The sequence below is a fragment of the Natrinema salifodinae genome (assembly GCF_900110455.1).
In the GTDB taxonomy this organism is placed as follows: Archaea; Halobacteriota; Halobacteria; order Halobacteriales; family Natrialbaceae; genus Natrinema; species Natrinema salifodinae.
The window spans coordinates 444,969-461,928 of record NZ_FOIS01000004.1 but is presented as its reverse complement, the minus strand read 5'-3'; the positions used below and the strand labels follow the sequence as shown (position 1 = coordinate 461,928).

12 protein-coding genes are annotated in these 16,960 nt (G+C 68.2%); 10 read left to right on the top strand and 2 right to left on the bottom strand.

Annotated features, from left to right (window positions below):
- Window positions 1-32 precede the first annotated feature (32 nt).
- Window positions 33-1,685 (bottom strand): outer membrane protein assembly factor BamB family protein, encoded by a 1,653-nt coding sequence (locus tag BMY29_RS16565; protein WP_049990087.1) that lies wholly within the window; start codon window positions 1,683-1,685, stop codon window positions 33-35.
- 413 nt (window positions 1,686-2,098) lie between these two features.
- Here BMY29_RS16565 and htpX point away from each other — a divergent pair, with 413 nt between their 5' ends.
- The 10 genes from htpX (at window position 2,099) to BMY29_RS16515 (ending at window position 16,103) form a co-directional block, all read left to right on the top strand.
- The gene (gene htpX, locus BMY29_RS16560) at window positions 2,099-2,986 is read left to right on the top strand and encodes a zinc metalloprotease HtpX (protein ID WP_049990086.1); all 888 of its coding nucleotides are present in this window, start codon (window positions 2,099-2,101) and stop codon (window positions 2,984-2,986) included.
- A gap of 25 nt (window positions 2,987-3,011) precedes the next feature.
- Complete coding sequence (gene pspAB, locus BMY29_RS16555) at window positions 3,012-3,617, top strand: PspA-associated protein PspAB (RefSeq protein ID WP_049990085.1); 606 nt, start codon at window positions 3,012-3,014, stop codon at window positions 3,615-3,617.
- Between the two features lie 441 nt (window positions 3,618-4,058).
- The gene (locus BMY29_RS16550) at window positions 4,059-5,303 is read left to right on the top strand and encodes an outer membrane protein assembly factor BamB family protein (RefSeq protein WP_049990084.1); all 1,245 of its coding nucleotides are present in this window, start codon (window positions 4,059-4,061) and stop codon (window positions 5,301-5,303) included.
- 138 nt (window positions 5,304-5,441) lie between these two features.
- The gene (radA, locus tag BMY29_RS16545; protein ID WP_049990083.1) at window positions 5,442-6,473 is read left to right on the top strand and encodes a DNA repair and recombination protein RadA; all 1,032 of its coding nucleotides are present in this window, start codon (window positions 5,442-5,444) and stop codon (window positions 6,471-6,473) included.
- A gap of 562 nt (window positions 6,474-7,035) precedes the next feature.
- Complete coding sequence (locus BMY29_RS16540) at window positions 7,036-8,409, top strand: diaminobutyrate--2-oxoglutarate transaminase (RefSeq protein WP_049990082.1); 1,374 nt, start codon at window positions 7,036-7,038, stop codon at window positions 8,407-8,409.
- Window positions 8,406-10,004 carry a pyridoxal phosphate-dependent decarboxylase family protein gene (locus tag BMY29_RS16535; RefSeq protein ID WP_049990081.1) on the top strand — a complete coding sequence of 533 codons (1,599 nt, stop codon included), beginning with the start codon at window positions 8,406-8,408 and terminating at the stop codon, window positions 10,002-10,004. Before BMY29_RS16540 ends, BMY29_RS16535 begins: the two co-directional genes overlap by 4 nt.
- The gene (locus BMY29_RS16530; protein ID WP_049990080.1) at window positions 10,001-11,899 is read left to right on the top strand and encodes an IucA/IucC family protein; all 1,899 of its coding nucleotides are present in this window, start codon (window positions 10,001-10,003) and stop codon (window positions 11,897-11,899) included. Before BMY29_RS16535 ends, BMY29_RS16530 begins: the two co-directional genes overlap by 4 nt.
- A complete protein-coding gene (locus tag BMY29_RS16525) occupies window positions 11,896-12,597 on the top strand; it encodes a GNAT family N-acetyltransferase (RefSeq protein WP_049990079.1) in 702 nt (233 codons plus the stop codon). Before BMY29_RS16530 ends, BMY29_RS16525 begins: the two co-directional genes overlap by 4 nt.
- Window positions 12,590-14,221 (top strand): lysine N(6)-hydroxylase/L-ornithine N(5)-oxygenase family protein, encoded by a 1,632-nt coding sequence (locus tag BMY29_RS16520; RefSeq protein WP_081985455.1) that lies wholly within the window; start codon window positions 12,590-12,592, stop codon window positions 14,219-14,221. Before BMY29_RS16525 ends, BMY29_RS16520 begins: the two co-directional genes overlap by 8 nt.
- A 7-nt stretch (window positions 14,222-14,228) precedes the next feature.
- Entirely contained in the window at window positions 14,229-16,103 is a 1,875-nt protein-coding gene (locus tag BMY29_RS16515; protein WP_049990078.1) for an IucA/IucC family protein, read from the top strand.
- Window positions 16,104-16,286: 183 nt separating this feature from the next.
- Here BMY29_RS16515 and sufU read toward each other — a convergent pair whose 3' ends face one another.
- Window positions 16,287-16,706 (bottom strand): Fe-S cluster assembly sulfur transfer protein SufU, encoded by a 420-nt coding sequence (gene sufU, locus BMY29_RS16510; protein ID WP_049990077.1) that lies wholly within the window; start codon window positions 16,704-16,706, stop codon window positions 16,287-16,289.
- Between the last annotated feature and the right edge of the window lie 254 nt (window positions 16,707-16,960).

Below are 16,960 nucleotides of genomic sequence, written 5' to 3'. Positions count from 1 at the left end.
TCGTCCGGTAGCAGTATCCGCGGAGCGGCCGATCACTCCTCCCCCTCTCCTTCCTCGCCGCTGGCCCGCCGCCGAAGCCACTCGAGCGCGAGGGCTCCGCCGGCGATACCGGTCCCGGACGTGAATCCGGGCAGTTCGTCGGAGCCGTCTCCCTCGACCGATTCGACCTCGGACTGAAGCGCCGTCCCGTCGCCGCCGGTACGGTCGTCGCTGCCGTCGCTCTCGTTACCGAGTGCGACGGACTCGGCGTCCGCGCGTTGGGCGACCGCTCGCTCGTCCACATCGTCACCGCTACCGCGGTCGCCGGTTCCAGTGGTATCACCGTCGCCGCCACCCGCGGTACCCGTATCGCCGGCTTCGTCGGCGGCCAACGTGTCGAGTTCCTCGTCGGCGTCCGCCGATCCGTCATCCCCTTCGGACCGAATCGCGATCACCCACTCGTCACCGGCGGCGTAGAGCGTCCCGCCGACGAGCGCGAGGGATCGGACCGGATCGGTGGGGACGGCCCACTCGACGGCGCCGGTTTCGCTGTCGAAGGCGTACACGCCGGTCCCGGAGTCGGACTGCTCGTCCGGACCGCCGGCGCCGTCGGTCGCGAGGCCCGCGTAGACGGTGCCGTCGGCGACGACAATCGACGACACGTCGGACGTCGCGACCGCCGGCCGCCAGGCGGGCTCGCCGGTCTCTCCATCGTACCCGACGATATCGAACGAGCCGCGAGGGTGGACGTAGAACCGGTCGTCGGCGATCGGGCCCGGCGCGGACGAGGACTCGCCGGCGACTCGCTTTGCGCCGGTTTCGAGATCGTAGAGCGCTATCTCCCCGGTCGACTCGCTCGCGCTCGGTCCCGGTCGCTCGCGACCGACGGCGACGACATTGTCGGTCGCGACGGGATGGCCGACTCGGTCGGCAGACGGCGGCGTGAAGCGGCTGTGGTCGCCGTTATCCGCCGGTTCGTTCGTCCACCGTTCGGAGCCGTCGTCGACGTCGAGCGCGTACACCCGCGATTCGCCGAGCGCGATCACCGTCCCATCGGCGACGGCGACCGGGTGTTCGTACAGCGGCTCGTCGGGTTCGAACCGCCACTGCTCCTCGTAACCGACGGCGTCGAGGGCGTAGAGGACGCCGTCGGCGACGACGAGCACGAGTCCCGCGGCGACGACGGGCGACGGGACCCGGTCGACGACGGTCGGATCGAACAGACAGCAGATGTCGCCCGTGTACGGATCGACGGCGGTCAGCCGCTCGCCGCCGACGTGGACCGCGTCCGCCGTGACCGCGGGCGTGCCGCTCGCGTCGACGTCCGCGCTTTGCCACTCGAGCGAACCGGTGGCGGCGTCGAGCGCGTGAACCGCGCCGTCGACCGGCACATAGACGAGCCCGTTGGCGACCGCGACCCGCCCTCCGTACTCGGACTCCCAGGCGACGGTGACCGGCGACTCCGGGCCGCTGGCGTCCGGCACGAACGCGTTATTCCCGAGAGTCCCGCCCAGCGACGCCCACTCACCGGCCGTAGAAACGCTCCTGTCGCCCGTCGCGGCCGTTGTCGATGCGGTATCGGTTCCGGCGCCGGTATCGGTCTCCCCACTGCCGTCGGCGGCGGCCCTGACACCGGCCGTGAGCGCTCCCCCGGTCAGCGCCAGGCCACCGTACATCAGCACCCGCCGTCTCTCGCGATCGATCATGCTAGTCACCTTCGCATCACTCGCCGTTAGCTATCGGTTCGTTAGGATCGTTCCCGCCGTCGAATTAACGCGCTGCAACCGTTCGACGCAGAACAACAGTCCCCTGGCGGCTGGGAGCCGCTAGCGCTATCGTCGCCCGGTCGTCGCCACCGCCTGGCGGAGCGAGCCGCCGTCTTCACCCGCCGCCACGTCGACACGAAACGAAGGGGTCGACGGCGACGATATCGCGGCCGAACGCGTCAGACGTGCGTCACACGATCGGCGAGATCTCGACGTCAGACGTCACTCCGTCACAGGGTCTCCATGCGAAACGAAGGGGTTGACGATCTGCCGCCGGATCGATCGCTGCGAGTCGGTCGCGGACGACGGTTGTGGCGGTGATACTTATTCCGTCGCGTCCCGTAGGCGGAAACATGAACTGGCAGGCGGACTGGGGACTGCGGCTTCGGATGTTCGTGACGATGTTCCTGCTGTTCGCGCTGTACATCGTCTTCGCCGGGGTGATCACCGCGTACGTGGGCGGCGGTCTGTTTCTCTTCGCGCTCATGTTCGGCGGCTTCTCCCTGGTGCAGTACTACTTCAGCGACACGCTCACCCTCCGGAGCATGGGCGCGAAGACGGTCTCGCGCGACGAATACCCCCAACTCCACGCCTCGATCGAACGCCTCTCCCAGCAGGCCGACCTCCCGAAACCGAAGGTCGCGGTCGTCGACTCGCAGGTGCCAAACGCCTTCGCGACCGGTCGTAACCAGCGCAACGCCGCCGTCTGCGTGACGACAGGCCTCATGCGGACGCTCGATCGGGACGAACTCGACGGGGTGCTCGCACACGAGCTCTCCCACGTCAAGAACCGCGACATGATGGTGATGACCATCGCCTCGTTCCTCTCGACCATCGCGTTCATGATGGTCCGCTGGGGCGCGTTCTTCGGCGGTGGCCACGGTCGCGGTCGCCAGGGCGGAGGCGGCGGCATCGTCGTCGCAATCCTCATCTCGCTGGTCGTCTGGATCGTTAGCTACCTGCTAATCCGCGCGCTCTCGCGCTACCGCGAGTTCGCTGCCGACCGCGGGGCGGCCGCGATCACCGGGAACCCCTCCGCGCTCGCTTCCGCGCTACTGAAGATCTCGGGCCAGATGGATAAGGTCCCGAAGGAGGACATGCGCGAGGAGGCCGAGATGAACGCCTTCTTCATAATCCCGATCAAGTCCGGCGTCGTCGGCCGACTCTTCTCGACGCACCCCTCGACCGAGCGCCGCGTCGAACAGCTCCGCCAGCTCGAACGCGAAATACAATCAGCCTAAGGGATCGCCCGCTGACTCTCCCCCTATGGGACTACTGGACGGACTCCGCGCCGTGCTCGGACTCCGCGCCGAGGCCGACGCCGGACGCGACGCCGACCCCGACGACCTGTTCGGGATGAGCACCGCCTACATCACGATGGAGGCCGATCTCGGCTACGAGTCGGTAGACGTCGGCGCGCTCTGTTTCTCCGGCGTCGACTCCGCCGACTTCCGCGACGCCGTCGACGAGGTCGAGGGGATCTTGGCAGCCGGCCGCGAGGAGACCGGCACCGACTTCTCGGTTACATCGGACGACCACGGTTACCACTGGGTCGTGCTCGCGGACGACGATCCCGAGGACCTGATCACGAGCATCCACTTCGCCGCGGACACGTTCATCGAGCACGACTACGGCTCGCGTCTGCTCGCCGCCGTCTTCGCCTACGAGGACCGCGACGGACCCGCCTACTGGATCTATTCCTTCCGCCGGGGACGGTTCTACCCCTTCGTCCCGCGGTCCGGCCGCGAGCGTGATTCGAGCACCGAGTTCAAACTCGAATCCGCTCTGGACGGTGAACTCGAGATCGAACGCGAGAAGGAGTACTGGTACCCGCTCTGGCCCAGCGAAGGCGAAACCCATCCCTGGGAGTGAATTCGAATACTGCGGCCTCGTCGCCCGGGTTTCGCGTCGCGCTCGTCCGCCCTATCGACGGAGTACCAAATATTGTTGGGGACACTGGTATTGCGGCTCGGCGGTTACGGAAGAGTACGCGGCAGGAAGCCACACCGGCCACATCATCGCCACATCATCACATCATCACAACTGCGCCATACACCAGTTGTTCCCTTTTCCTGCCGCATTTCCTTCCATCGGCCAGTCCCTGACTCGGTCGTAACTGTCACGTTCGCCAATTGAGCGCCGAGTTCGTCGTTTTCGATATCGGGTCCGACTGGGACTCCCCCTTCGAGCGTTTCGGCGTCGAGACGGTCGACTCAACGGCGCGCGTCCTGAGAGGAGCCGCCTCGGCGGGCGCCGTCTCGCCCGACTCTCGCTCCACATCCATTATACCGGTTCGTTCGGTACACCCGACCAGTGACGGAGTGGAACCAATACAAGGGCGATTCGCGAAATTCGGGGCTCCGGCGCGATATCGACGGCCCGGCTCGCGTCACCGAGGCCTGGTCGGCCGACCTCGTCGGGCCGCCGGGGTCACCGGTGCTCGATCGCGACGCCGTCTACGTCGGAACGAGCCGCGGGAACTGCTACGCGTTCGACCGCGAAACGGGCCATCGACGGTGGGTCCTCGAGACGACGGCCGCGACCGATGCGACCCCGATCGTCTTCCGCGATCGGCTCTTCTTCGGGACGGACGACGGGACGATTACCGCGGTCGATACCGCGACCGGCGAGCGACAGTGGCGGACCGACCTCCCGGCCGACCTCACTGCCGCCGGCCTCGCGTTCTCGGACGGCCGCCTCTACGTCGGGCACGCGGCGGGCCTGGTCGCGTTCGACGCGGAGACGGGGACCGAAATATGGTCCCACGAAACGGACTCGGCGGTGGTCGGCTGTCCGGCGATTGCCGACGGTCGGGACCGGGATCGGTCGAGTTTCGACCGGAGGAACGAGCACGCCCCGGGCTCGGGCCCGGACCCGGACCCGGACCCGAACCCGATCGACGGCCACCGAGAGCCGACCCGTCTCGGCGGAGCCATCTCGGCCCGGGACCGAGACGCGGATCACAACTGGACGTCGGAACGGGTGTTCGTCGGAACCGACTACGGCAGCGTTCGCGCGCTCGACGCCGAAACGGGCGCGGAGGCCTGGTCGGCCCCGATCGACGGGACGATCCAGGGCGGGCCGACGGTCGCCGACGGCCGTGTCTACGTCGCCGCCGACGGGACGGTGCTCTCGCTGAACGCCGCGAGCGGCCAGGCCTGGTTCACCTACGAGAACCAGGCCGGATTCACGACCGCTCCGACCGTGCTGGCGGCTGCCGACGCGACGTTCGTCGGGGCGGCGGACGGCTACCTCCACGTCACCGACACGACCGTCGGACGGCGCAAGCTGCGCGGGTGGCTGTTCTCGCGGAAGGGGGTCGAACTCGACGGCCCGGTCCGCTCGTGTCCCGTCGTCGCCGGCGACGTCCTCTGTGTCGGCGACGCGAGTGGTTCGCTCTACGGAATCGCCGCGACGGACCCCGAGCCGCTGTGGCACTTCGCGCTCGGCGACGCCATTAGCGGCGCGCCCGCAGTCGCCCCCGAGCGGCTGTATCTCGGGAGCGACGACGGGACTCTCCAGTGTCTCGCGTGGGACGCCGACGAGCCGCTGCGCTGAACTCATCGGGCGCGCTCCGCACCCCTTCCCTTCTAAACCCGACGCCGACTCCTCGATCGGTCCCGCCGTCGTCCGCCACTTTCACTTTCACTCCCCTGTAAACGAGGGTTTATGGGGGGTCCGGCACAACGAGGGTGTATGCCCGAAGCAGATCTCGAGGAACTCCCCGGCGTCGGACCGGCGACCGCAGACAAACTCCACGATGCAGGCTTCGATTCCTTCCAGAGTCTCGCCGTCGCCTCCCCGTCGGAACTGTCGAACACGGCCGACGTCGGCGAGTCCACTGCCGCGGACATCGTCAACGCCGCCCGCGACGCCGCCGATGTCGGCGGCTTCGAGACCGGCTCCACGGTACTGGAACGACGGAACAAGATCGGCAAGCTGAGCTGGCACATCGACGAGGTCGACGACCTGCTCGGCGGCGGGATCGAGACCCAGTCGATCACCGAAGTCTACGGTGAGTTCGGGGCCGGCAAGTCCCAGGTCACCCACCAGATGGCCGTCAACGTCCAGCTGCCCCAGGAGGTCGGCGGTCTCCACGGCAGCGCCATCTTCGTGGACTCCGAGGACACCTTCCGCCCCGAGCGAATCGACGACATGGTTCGGGGCCTGTCGGACGAGGCCATCGAGGCCACCCTCGACGACCGCGAAATCGAGGGCGAGCCCGGCGACGAGGAGACGATGGAGGAACTCGTCAACGACATCCTCGACAAGATTCACGTCGCGAAGGCGTTCAACTCCAACCACCAGATGCTGCTGGCCGAGAAGGCCAAGGAACTGGCCAGCGAGCACGAGGACTCCGAGTATCCGGTCCGCCTGCTCGCGGTCGACTCCCTGACCGCCCACTTCCGCGCCGAGTACGTCGGCCGTGGCGAACTCGCCGACCGCCAGCAGAAGCTCAACAAACACCTCCACGACCTCGATAAGGTCGGCAACCTCTACAACGCCGCCGTCATCGTCACCAACCAGGTCGCCTCGAACCCCGACTCGTTCTTCGGCGACCCGACCCAGCCAATCGGTGGCAACATCCTCGGCCACAAGTCCACCTTCCGGATCTACCTCCGCAAGTCCAAGGGCGACAAGCGGATCGTCCGCCTGGTCGACGCGCCGAACCTGGCCGACGGCGAGGCCGTCATGCGCGTTCAGGACGGCGGTCTGAAGCCCGAATAGACCGCGACTGCGATCGTCGAACCGGGGATCGCGTTCAGTTTCCGGTCCGTCTCCGTTTCCGTTTTCACTTCGTTTCGATCCCGTTCTCGGCGTTCGTACCGTTACACTTCCGTCGAACCCGCGGTATCGTCACGAGCGGCTCGCTCCGATGTCGGTCTCGAGGCTATCCCAGTCGACTCACTCGGTGATCGACTTTTAAATAAACGCCTCGTTTTCCGGCGTGCCTTCGGTGTCGAGGATCGGACACCCATATCTCAATACCGCCGAGTTTCCGCTTTTCTGAACGATCTTCCGGCGTTCTGAACGCCTACTCGGGACGACCTGTATCTCGCTGCACACGATAATCACCGGTCGATGCGGCCGCAGACGATTCGAGCTTGGTGGGTTCTTAGCCCCTCTAAGTGGAAAATTCGGCCTCCTCAGCATATCCGCTATATCTTTTAGGTTAACCTAAAAATCGGTACGCTTTTCATTATTTAGGTTGGCCTAAAACCCGTATGCCAAACGGACACGCGCTACCTGATACGTTCATCGATCGATCGCCGACGGGGGGTGAACGCCCGTGACCGACGCCGGTGCGTCGGCCGAGGCTCTCCTCGCCCAGCAGGCGCGTCGCGAGTCGAACGCGCGGACCTATCCCAGGTCGCTGCCGCTCGCGATCGACCGCGCCGAGGGGGCGATCCTCGAGGACGTCGACGGCAACGAGTACGTCGACTGTCTCGCGGGGGCGGGAACGCTCGCGCTCGGGCACAACCACCCCGCGGTCGTCGAGCGGATGGAGGACCTGCTCGAGCGCGATCGGGCCGTCCACACGCTCGATCTGACGACGCCGATCAAGGAGCGCTTCGTCGATCGGCTGCTCGAGAGCCTCCCCGACGAGTTCGCCGAGACCGCGAAAGTCCAGTTCTGCAGCCCTGCCGGCACGGACGCCGTCGAGGCCGCGCTGAAACTCGTCAAGACGGCCACGGATAACCGGTCGATGCTCGCGTTTCAGGGCGCCTATCACGGGATGACCCACGGCGCGCTCGGGCTGATGGGCGATACGGAGCCCAAGGAGGCAATTCCAGGGCTTATGTCCGACGTCCACCACCTGCCCTATCCCCACGCCTACCGTTGCCCGTTCGGACTTGGCGGCGAGGACTGCTGGCGGACGAGCGCCGAGTACGTCGAGCGAACGCTCTCGAACCCCGACAGCGGGATCGTCGACCCCGCGGGGATGATCCTCGAACCCGTCCAGGGCGAGGGCGGCGCGGTGCCGGCCCCCGACGAGTGGCTCCGGGAGATGCGCCGCGTCACCCGCGAACGCGATATCCCGCTGATCGTCGACGAGATCCAGACCGGACTCGGCCGTACCGGCGAACTGTACGCGGTCGAGCACGCCGACGTCGTTCCGGACGTGATGACCCTCTCGAAGGCCGTCGGCGGCGGTCTTCCGCTCTCGGTCGTCGTCTACGACGAGTCCTTAGACGTCTGGGAGCCAGGCGTCCACGCGGGGACGTTCCGCGGGAACCAGCTCGGGATGGCCGCCGGCGCCGCGACCATCGAGTACGTCCTCGAGAACGACCTCGAGGCCCACGCCGCCGAAATGGGCGATCGACTGCGCGGCCACCTCGAGGAGACGGCCGCGACGTTCGAAGCGGTCGGCGACGTCCGCGGGCGCGGTCTGATGCTCGGGATGGAACTCGTCGACCCCGACGGGGTGCCCGACTCGCTCGGTCACTACCCCGCCGACGGCGACCTCGCGTCGGCCGTCCAAGCGGCGGCGTTCGACCGCGGGCTCGTCGTCGAGACCGGCGGCCGCCGCGGCAGCGTCGTCCGGTTCCTCCCGCCGCTGACGATCTCGGCCTCGCGGATCGATACGGTCGGCGAGATCGTCCACGAGAGCGTCCGGGAGGCCGTCGCGGCCGACCGTGACCTGACGGAGGCCGCGGCATGACCGGCGGACTCGGCCAGGCGAGCCGGTCTCGCGCCGACGAGCCGACGCCGCCGGCCGCCGCGAGCGCCTTTCTGGGCGACCCCGAGGGGAACGCCGCCTACGCGGACGCGATCGAACTGGCGCGGGAGGTCCTCGTCGAGTCGTTCGCGACGGCCGAGGGTCCCTACGCGGGCACCGATCACGAGACGCTGCGCGAGCGCCTGGCCGACCTCCCCGTCGTCCCCGACGAGGGCGAGTCGCTCGACGCGGTCCTCGAGACGGTCGCCGACGAGGTCCTCGATGACTCCGTCCGGGTCCACGACCCCGACTGCGTCGCGCACCTGCACTGTCCGCCGACGATCCCGGCCCTGGCCGCCGAGGTGGTGCTGTCCGGGACGAACCAGTCGCTGGACTCGTTCGACCAGGCGCCCGCGGCGTCGGTGCTGGAGGAGCGGGTCGTCGACGCCTGCTGTGACCTGTTCGACTACCCGGCCGGCGCCGACGGCGTCTTCACCGGCGGCGGCACGGAGTCGAACCTGCTGGGCCTCCTGCTGGCCCGCGACTGGTACTGCGAGCGGCGGTTCGACCGCGACGTTCAGGCCGCGGGGCTGCCCCCCGAGGCAGCGGACCTCCGGCTGCTCTGTTCCGAGGCCGCCCACTTCACGGCCGACCAGGCCGCCCACCACCTCGGGCTCGGCGAGGACGCGGTCGTCTCGGTCCCGACCGACGGCGACCGCCGGATGGACGTGTCCGCGCTGGACGAGACGCTCGACCGGCTCGCGGCCGAGGGCCGTCACCCGTTCGCGATCGTCGGCACCGCCGGCACGACGGACTTCGGCAGCATCGACCCCGTCGATGCGCTCGCCGATCGAGCGGCCGAGCGCGACCTGTGGCTCCACGTCGACGCCGCCTACGGCGGGGCCTGCGCGATCAGTGACCGGCTCCGCCCGAAGCTCGCGGGGATCGACCGCGCCGATTCGATCGCCGTCGACTTCCACAAGCTGTTCTACCAACCGATCGGCTGCGGCGCCTTCCTCCTGCGCGACGGCGACCGCTACCGGCTGCTCGAGCGCAACGCGGCCTACCTCAACCCCGAGCGCGACGACGCGGCCGGCGTGCCGAACCTCGTCTCGAAGTCCCCGCGGACGACCCGCCGGTTCGACGCGCTGAAACCGTTCGTGACGTTCAACGCGCTCGGCCGGACCGGCCTGGCCGACTGCGTCGAGTACGTCTGCGACCTCGCCGACGCGGCGGCCGACGAGATCCGGGCCGAGCCCGCGCTCGAACTGTGCTGCGAGCCGGAACTGAGCGCGGTCGTCTTCCGGTATCGACCGGACCGAACGGACGGCTGTGATCGGACGGCCGACCGGGCCGACCGGGCCGACCGGACCGATTGCTCGTCCGGCGAGGTCGTCGGCCGCGTGAACCGCGCGATCCGCGACGAACTCTTCGCTGACGGCGAGGCCCTGCTGGCCCGCACGACTGTCGACGGTACGCCCGCCCTGAAGTTCACCCTGCTGAACCCCCGCACGACGCTTTCGGACCTCCGGGACACCCTCGCGGCGGTCGTCGACCGCGGCGAGGCCCTCGAACGCGAGGTGATCGATTCCGCATGACGCCTGAACCCACGACAGCGACGACTGCGACGAACGCCGACGCGGCGGGCGTCGACCCGACGCGGGTCGCGCGCTCGGCGACGGTGCACAGCTTCCTGAACTGCTACCGCCACGAGACCGGCGCCGGCGAGTTCGTCTCCGCCGCGGACGCGCCCGTCGATCGGTCGCCCGACAGCGGGCTCGTCCTGCGGTGTCCGCTCCCGAACCAGGCCGTCGAGCTCTTCGTCCCGGTCAGCTACCGATCGGAGACGGGCCGGCACCTGTTCGACCTGCCCGCCTACTACCGGGCCGACGGGGGCGAGCCGGTCGAACTGGACTACGCCACGCTCGCGACCCTCGCAACGAAGGAACTCGAACTCGAGCGCGGAAGCGACGGAAGCCGCGACGACCTCCTCGAGCGGGTGATCCGCTCCTGCCGGAACATCGAGCGGTACGTCGCCGCTCGCGCGGACGACGCGGCGACCCTGTACGGCACGGACTTCACCTTCCGCGAGGCCGAGCAGTCGCTCGTCTTCGGCCACCTCCGGCACCCGACGCCGAAGAGCCGGCGGGGGATGGCCAACGACGCCGACCGGTACGCGCCGGAACTCGAGGGCTCGTTCCCGCTGCACTACGTCCGCGCGGACCCCGAAATCGTCGAGAGCGAATCCGCCCGCGAGACCTCCGCGGCCGCGTGGGTCCGCGAGGCCCTCCGCGACGATCCGGCGGTCCCCGACTCGCTGTTCGACCGCCTGGCGGCCGACGACGTGCTCGTTCCGGTTCACCCATGGCAGGCCGAGCGGCTGTTCGACCGGCCCGAAGTGCAGGACCTGGTCGCCGCGGGTCGGCTCGAATCGCTGGGCGAACTGGGTCGGGAGTTCCACCCCACGACGTCAGTGCGGACGCTGTACGCGCCCGACGCGCCGTTCATGGTCAAGGGGTCGCTCGCGGTCGAGATCACCAACTCGCTGCGGACGAACAAGCGCCCGGAGCTCGAGCGCGGCGTCGCCATCGCCGACCTGCTGGCGACCGAACTGGGCGACGACCTGCGCGAGCGGTTCCCCGACTTCGACGTGATCCGGGACCCGGCCTACCTGACGATCGATCCGGACGCGCTAGGGGTCGACGCCGACGAGTCCGGCTTCGAGGTCGTTCTGCGGGAGAACCCGTTCCGGGGCGAGGACGCCAGGCGGGCGACGCCGGTCGTCGCGCTCTGCCAGGACGCGATCGGCGACGGCCGATCGAGGCTGGGGCGCATCGTCGAGTCGATCGCCGAGCGCGAGGGCCGCGAGACGGCCGCCGTCAGCGAGGAGTGGTTCCGTCGCTACCTCGCGATCTCGGTGCGGCCGCTCCTTTGGCTCTACCTCGAGCGGGGCGTCGGCCTCGAGGCCCACCAGCAGAACGGCGTGCTCGCACTCGACGAGGCGGGCTACCCCGACGCGTTTCGCTACCGGGACAACCAGGGCTACTACTTCCCAAAGGGCGCCTCCGACCGAGTCGAAGCCGTCTGTCCCGGCGTCGGCGAGCGCGCCGGCACCGTCTGTCCCGACGCGGTCGCCGACGAGCGGATCCGCTACTACGTCGTGCTCAACAACGCCCTCGGCGTGGTCAACGCCTTCGGGACCGCGGGCATGGTCGACGAGCGACGGCTGCTCACCGTCCTCCGCGAGGAACTCGAGTCCCTGCGGGAGTTCGACCGGCCGAGCACGTCGATCCTGGACCCGCTGCTCGAGTCGGAGACGGTGCCCTGCAAGGCGAACCTCCTGACCCGCTTCCGCGGCCTGGACGAACTCGACGCGCCCTCGCTGGACGAGCAGTCGGTCTACGCCGACGTGCAGAACCCGCTCGTCGACGCCCTCGACGCCGACGGGACCGCGGACTCCGCCGCGGCGACGCGCACGGAGGTGACCCGATGACGCCGGATCCGACCTCCGCTTCGTCTTCGTCCCCCTCCCGGTCGCGATCCCCCGCCCGCGGCCCTTACGCCACCGTCGTCTCGGACTACGACTTCGAGTACTACGACGAGACGATCGACCGCCACATCGGGCTCCGCCCGGTCGACCTCGAGCGGGATCTGGGTCGCCTGCACGCCTGGCTCGGCTCGGACCACGTCAAGCCCTACTGGCAGCTCGACGAGCCGCTGCCCGAGTTCCGGACGACGCTCCGCGAGAAGCTCGCGGACGACCACCAGACGCTGTACGTCGGCTGTCTGGACCACGTCCCCGTGAGCTACTGGGAGCGCTACTGGGTCGCCGAGGACGACCTGGCGGCCCACTACGACGCCGACCCAGCCGACCAGGGGGTGCACCTCCTGATCGGCCCCGAGGAGTACCTCGGGCAGGGGTACGGCACGGCACTGCTCCGGGCGATGATCGCGTTCCAGTTCCGCCACCCCGAGACCCTGCGGGTCGTCGCCGAACCCGACGCCCGCAACGACGCGGTCCTCGCGGCGTTCGAGCGCTGTGGCGCCGACCTTCGCCGGGAGTTCGAGTTCGAAGCGGAGGCGAAGACGGCCAGGCTCGTCGTCTGCGAGCGCGAGCGGTTCGAACGCGAGGTCTGGCCGCCGACCGACGGCGCGGCCGCGCGCCAGGCGGAGGTGAGCGACGATGACTGAGGACGCCACGTCCGATGCCGATACCGACACCAACGCCGATGCCGATTCGGACTCGATCACCGTCGTCGACGCCGGCCCCGACGGGAGCGAGCCGGTCATCGACCGCGGCTCCTACGACGTACTCGGCGTCGGCTTGGGGCCGTTCAACCTCGGACTCGCCGCCCTGCTCGACGGCGCCGACGACCTCGATCTCGACGCCGTCTTCCTCGAGCGCGAGCCCGAGTTCGCCTGGCACGAGGGGATGCTGATCGAGGGGGCCACCCTCGAGGTGCCGTTCCTCGCGGATCTGGTGACGATGGCCGACCCCACCAACCCCTACAGCTTCCTCAACTACGTCCGGAAGCGCGATCGCATCTACGAGTTCTACTTCTACGAGACGTTCCAGATCCCCCGCCGCGAGTACGACGACTACCTCCGTTGGGCGGCCGAGACCGTTCCGACGACGCAGTTCAGTCGGGAGGTGACGAGCGTCGAGTACGCGGCGGGCGGCGACGGTGGTGATGGCGGTACCGGAGCGGACGGCACGGAACCGGCCGGCGACGGGACGTTCGTCGTCGAAGCCGTCGACCCCGAGACGGGGCAGCGCTACCGCTACCGGACCGCCGATCTGGTCCTCGGCGTCGGCTCTCGACCGACGCTGCCCGAATTTGCGCGCGACGTCGCCGACGCGGGCGAAGGTAAGCGAGATAGCGGAGCCGAGGGCGCCGGCGAACGGGTATTCCACACCGCCGACTACCGGCACCGCCGCGCCGACGCGCTCGACGCCGATTCGATCACCGTCGTCGGTTCCGGACAGAGCGCCGCCGAAGTCGTGCTCGATCTGCTCGAGCGCCAGGCGGACCGCGAGTTCCGGCTCGACTGGCTCACCCGCTCGGTCGGCTTCTTCCCGATGGAGTACTCGAAGCTCGGGCTGCAACACTTCACGCCCGAGTACGCGCAGTACTTCTACGATCTGCCCCAGTCGCGCAAAGACGAGTTGCTAGCCGATCAGGACCTGCTGTACAAGGGGATCGACATCGAGACCAGCGCGCGGATCTACGACACCCTCTACGAGCGCTCGATCGGCGACCGCGAGCCCGACTTCGGGATGCTCGCGACGACGGCGGTGACGGACGTCGAGCACGCCGAGGGCGCGAACGGCGGAGGCGACTACCGGCTCGCGTGCGAGCACCGCCAGCAGGAGCGGGAGTTCGCACTCGAAACGGACGCCGTGATCTTCGGGACGGGCTACCGGCGTCCGACGCCGACGTTCCTCGAACCGATCATCGACCGGATCGCCTTCGACGATCGCGGCCGGTTCCGCGTGACCGAAGACTACCGACTCCAGGGCGATCTGGATCGCGAGCGCGGAGACGACGGCGATGACACTGAACCGGGCAGGCGCATCTTCGTCCAGAACGCCGAACTCCACACCCACGGCGTGGGCACGCCGGACCTCGGCCTGGGCTGTTACCGGAATGCGGTGATCGTCTCGCAGCTCGCCGACCGCGAGGTGTATCCCGTCGACCGGGACACCGTCTTCCAGAATTTCGATCTCGAACGGTTCGCCGACCACGCGCCGGTGCAGACGCGGACCGGCGCTGCACAGCCGCACTCGCAGTCACACACGCTCGATACGGAGTAATCCAGCCATGCAGAACCCACGACACGACATCGATCAGACGAACGGACTCGACGGAATCGACACGCTAGACGACGCGCTCACCGAATCTCGCTGGGACGACGCCGGCCGGGATCTGCTCGCGAAGATCCTGCGGGAGTTCACCTACGAGGAACTCATCGATCCGGAGCCGGTCGGAGACGATCGCCTGGCTGACGAGCGGGAGACCGGGAAGTCGGCGGCGTGGACCCGGTACGAGATCGACCTCGCCGGCACGCGCTACCGCTTCGACGCTGCGGAACGGGCCTGGGACAGTATCGGCGTCCGCGCCGACTCGATCGAACGGGACGCCGGCGACGGCTTCGAGCCCGCGGCCGACCCCCTCCAGTTCGTCGTCGACCTCGAACCGACGATCGACATGGATTCGATCACGGCCGGCCACCTGGTCCGCGAGTATACGAATACGCTGCTCGCGGACGCCCACATCGACGCCGATGCCGACGAGACCAACGGGTCGGTGCTCGACATGCCCTACGCCGAAATCGAGGGCGAGATGACCGGCCACCCGTGGCTCACCGTCAACAAGGGTCGGGTCGGCTGGGGGTACGACGACTACCGCGCCTACGCGCCCGAGCGCTCCGAGCCGATCCGGCTCGCCTGGTGTGCCGTCTCGCGCGACGCGGCGACGTTCGTGAGCGTCGACGGGCTCGACCACCAGGCGCTGCTCGAGTCGGAACTCGGCGAGCACTACGATCGGTTCCGCGACGAACTCGAAGAGCGGGGGCTCGACCCGGAGAACTACTTCTTCATGCCGGTCCACGACTGGCAGTGGGAGAACGCGGTCGTCCCGCTGTTCGGGCAACAGCTCGCGACCGACGAGATCGTCCCGCTGGGGCGGGGCCCCGACGAGTACCTGCCGATGCAGTCGATCCGGACGTTCGTCAACGCCGACGAGCCGGGCAAGCACAACGTCAAGCTCCCGATGATGATCAGCAACACGTTGGTCTGGCGCGGGCTCCCCGGCGAGCGGACCGAGGCCGCCCCACTGGTCACGGAGTACGTCAAGGACGTCCGCGACTCGGATCCGTTCCTGCGCGACGAGTGCGAACTCGTCCTGCCGGGCGAGATCGCCGGCGTGAACGTCGACCACCCGACGTTCGACGCGCTCGAGGCCCCGGCCTACCAGTACAACGAACTGCTGGGCAGCGTCTGGCGCGAGAGCGTCACGGACCTGATCGACGACGGCGAGCGGGCGATGACTCTCTCCGCGCTGTTGCACGTCGAGGACGGCGACCCCGTGATCTCGAAGCTGGTCGAGCGCTCCGACCTCGCGCTCTCCGAGTGGCTCGACGAGCTGTTCGCGACGACGCTCCCGCCGCTGTTACACTACCTCTACCGCTACGGAACCGCCTTCTCGCCCCACGGCGAGAACACGATCCTCGTCCTCGAAGACGACCGGCCGTCGCGGCTCGCGGTTAAGGACTTCGTCGACGACGTTAACGTCAGCGAGCACCCAATCCCGGAACTGACGGAACTGCCCGACGACCTCCGGGACGTGCTCCTGTCCGTGCCGCCGAGCGAGTTGCGTCTCTTCATCGTCTACGGCCTGTTCGTCGGCGTCTACCGCTACCTCGCGGACCTGCTGGCTCGCCACCACGACTACTCCGAGGATCGCTTCTGGGGCCAGGTCCGAGCTGCGATCGACGACTACCAGGCGCGGTTCCCCGAACTCGAGGAGCGGTTCGAACTGTTCGATCTGCTCGATCCGACGCTGCCGAAGCTGACGCTGAACCGCAACCGGATCGTCGACTTCGGGTACGGCGACCTCCCCGAGCGGCCCCACGCGATCGAACACGGGATCGTGTCGAACCCGCTGTACGAGGTCGGCCCGCAGCGGACGGACTAACGTCGACCGGCCCGCTCCCGTTTCGTTCGGTTACCCGACGCTCCGGGGCCGTCGCTGACGGTCGCGGCACCGAATAGTAGTCGCAGGAAAGCGGGTCGGGACGGCAGAACGAAGCAGGACGGTCGGATTCGACTCCGGAAATCGCGGTCGGTCCGATTCTCGGTCTCAGTCTCGATCTCGGTCTTAATCCTCGGTCGTCGTCTTCTCGACGTCGAGTTCGCCCTCGTAGATCTCCGCGCCGTCCTGGGCGACCTTCTCGGCGAGCACCGCGCACTTGACGCGCATCGGCGAGATGTCGACGCCGAGCATGTCGATTACGTCGTCGCGGTCCATCTCGAGGAGTTCGTCGACGGTCTTCCCCCGAAGTTCTCCCGAGAGCATGCTCGCGGAGGCCTGGCTGATCGCACAGCCGTCGCCCTGGAACGCGACCCGCTCGATCGTCTCCTCGTCCTCGTCGAGTTTGACGTCCATGCGAATCTCGTCGCCGCACATCGGGTTCTCGCCGACGTGGGTGAACGTGGGATCCTCGAGCTCCCCGTAGTTGCGGGGGTTCTTGTAGTGGTCGAGGATCTGCTGTCGGTACATATCAGAGCCCAGTCCCATCGTTGTATACGGATAGGCCAGTGACTTGTAAAAGGGTTCCGGGGCCGAAATGGACGGTCGCGTCCGTCTCCGACGGATTCGGCTCCGTCGCTCGGCACGCCGATTTCTTTCCACCCTGGACATATGAACAAATCCATTACTCTCAAAACCGTCGTGGATGGAACAACCCTTTTAGGCGCCGTCTCTGAGAGAAACTAATGAGTGACCGGGAACGGCCGAGCGAATCTCACAACGAGATTTCGGCCGAACTCGAA

Bases quoted from the DNA above. Each gene is read 5' to 3' on its own strand.
- BMY29_RS16530 (WP_049990080.1), top strand. From the start codon at position 10,001: ATGACGCCTGAACCCACGACAGCGACGACTGCGACGAACGCCGACGCG.
- BMY29_RS16525 (WP_049990079.1), top strand. From the start codon at position 11,896: ATGACGCCGGATCCGACCTCCGCTTCGTCTTCGTCCCCCTCCCGGTCG.
- BMY29_RS16520 (WP_081985455.1), top strand. From the start codon at position 12,590: ATGACTGAGGACGCCACGTCCGATGCCGATACCGACACCAACGCCGAT.
- BMY29_RS16565 (WP_049990087.1), bottom strand. From the start codon at position 1,685: ATGATCGATCGCGAGAGACGGCGGGTGCTGATGTACGGTGGCCTGGCG.
- sufU (WP_049990077.1), bottom strand. From the start codon at position 16,706: ATGGGACTGGGCTCTGATATGTACCGACAGCAGATCCTCGACCACTAC.
- BMY29_RS16515 (WP_049990078.1), top strand. From the start codon at position 14,229: ATGCAGAACCCACGACACGACATCGATCAGACGAACGGACTCGACGGA.
- htpX (WP_049990086.1), top strand. From the start codon at position 2,099: ATGAACTGGCAGGCGGACTGGGGACTGCGGCTTCGGATGTTCGTGACG.
- pspAB (WP_049990085.1), top strand. From the start codon at position 3,012: ATGGGACTACTGGACGGACTCCGCGCCGTGCTCGGACTCCGCGCCGAG.
- BMY29_RS16535 (WP_049990081.1), top strand. From the start codon at position 8,406: ATGACCGGCGGACTCGGCCAGGCGAGCCGGTCTCGCGCCGACGAGCCG.
- radA (WP_049990083.1), top strand. From the start codon at position 5,442: ATGCCCGAAGCAGATCTCGAGGAACTCCCCGGCGTCGGACCGGCGACC.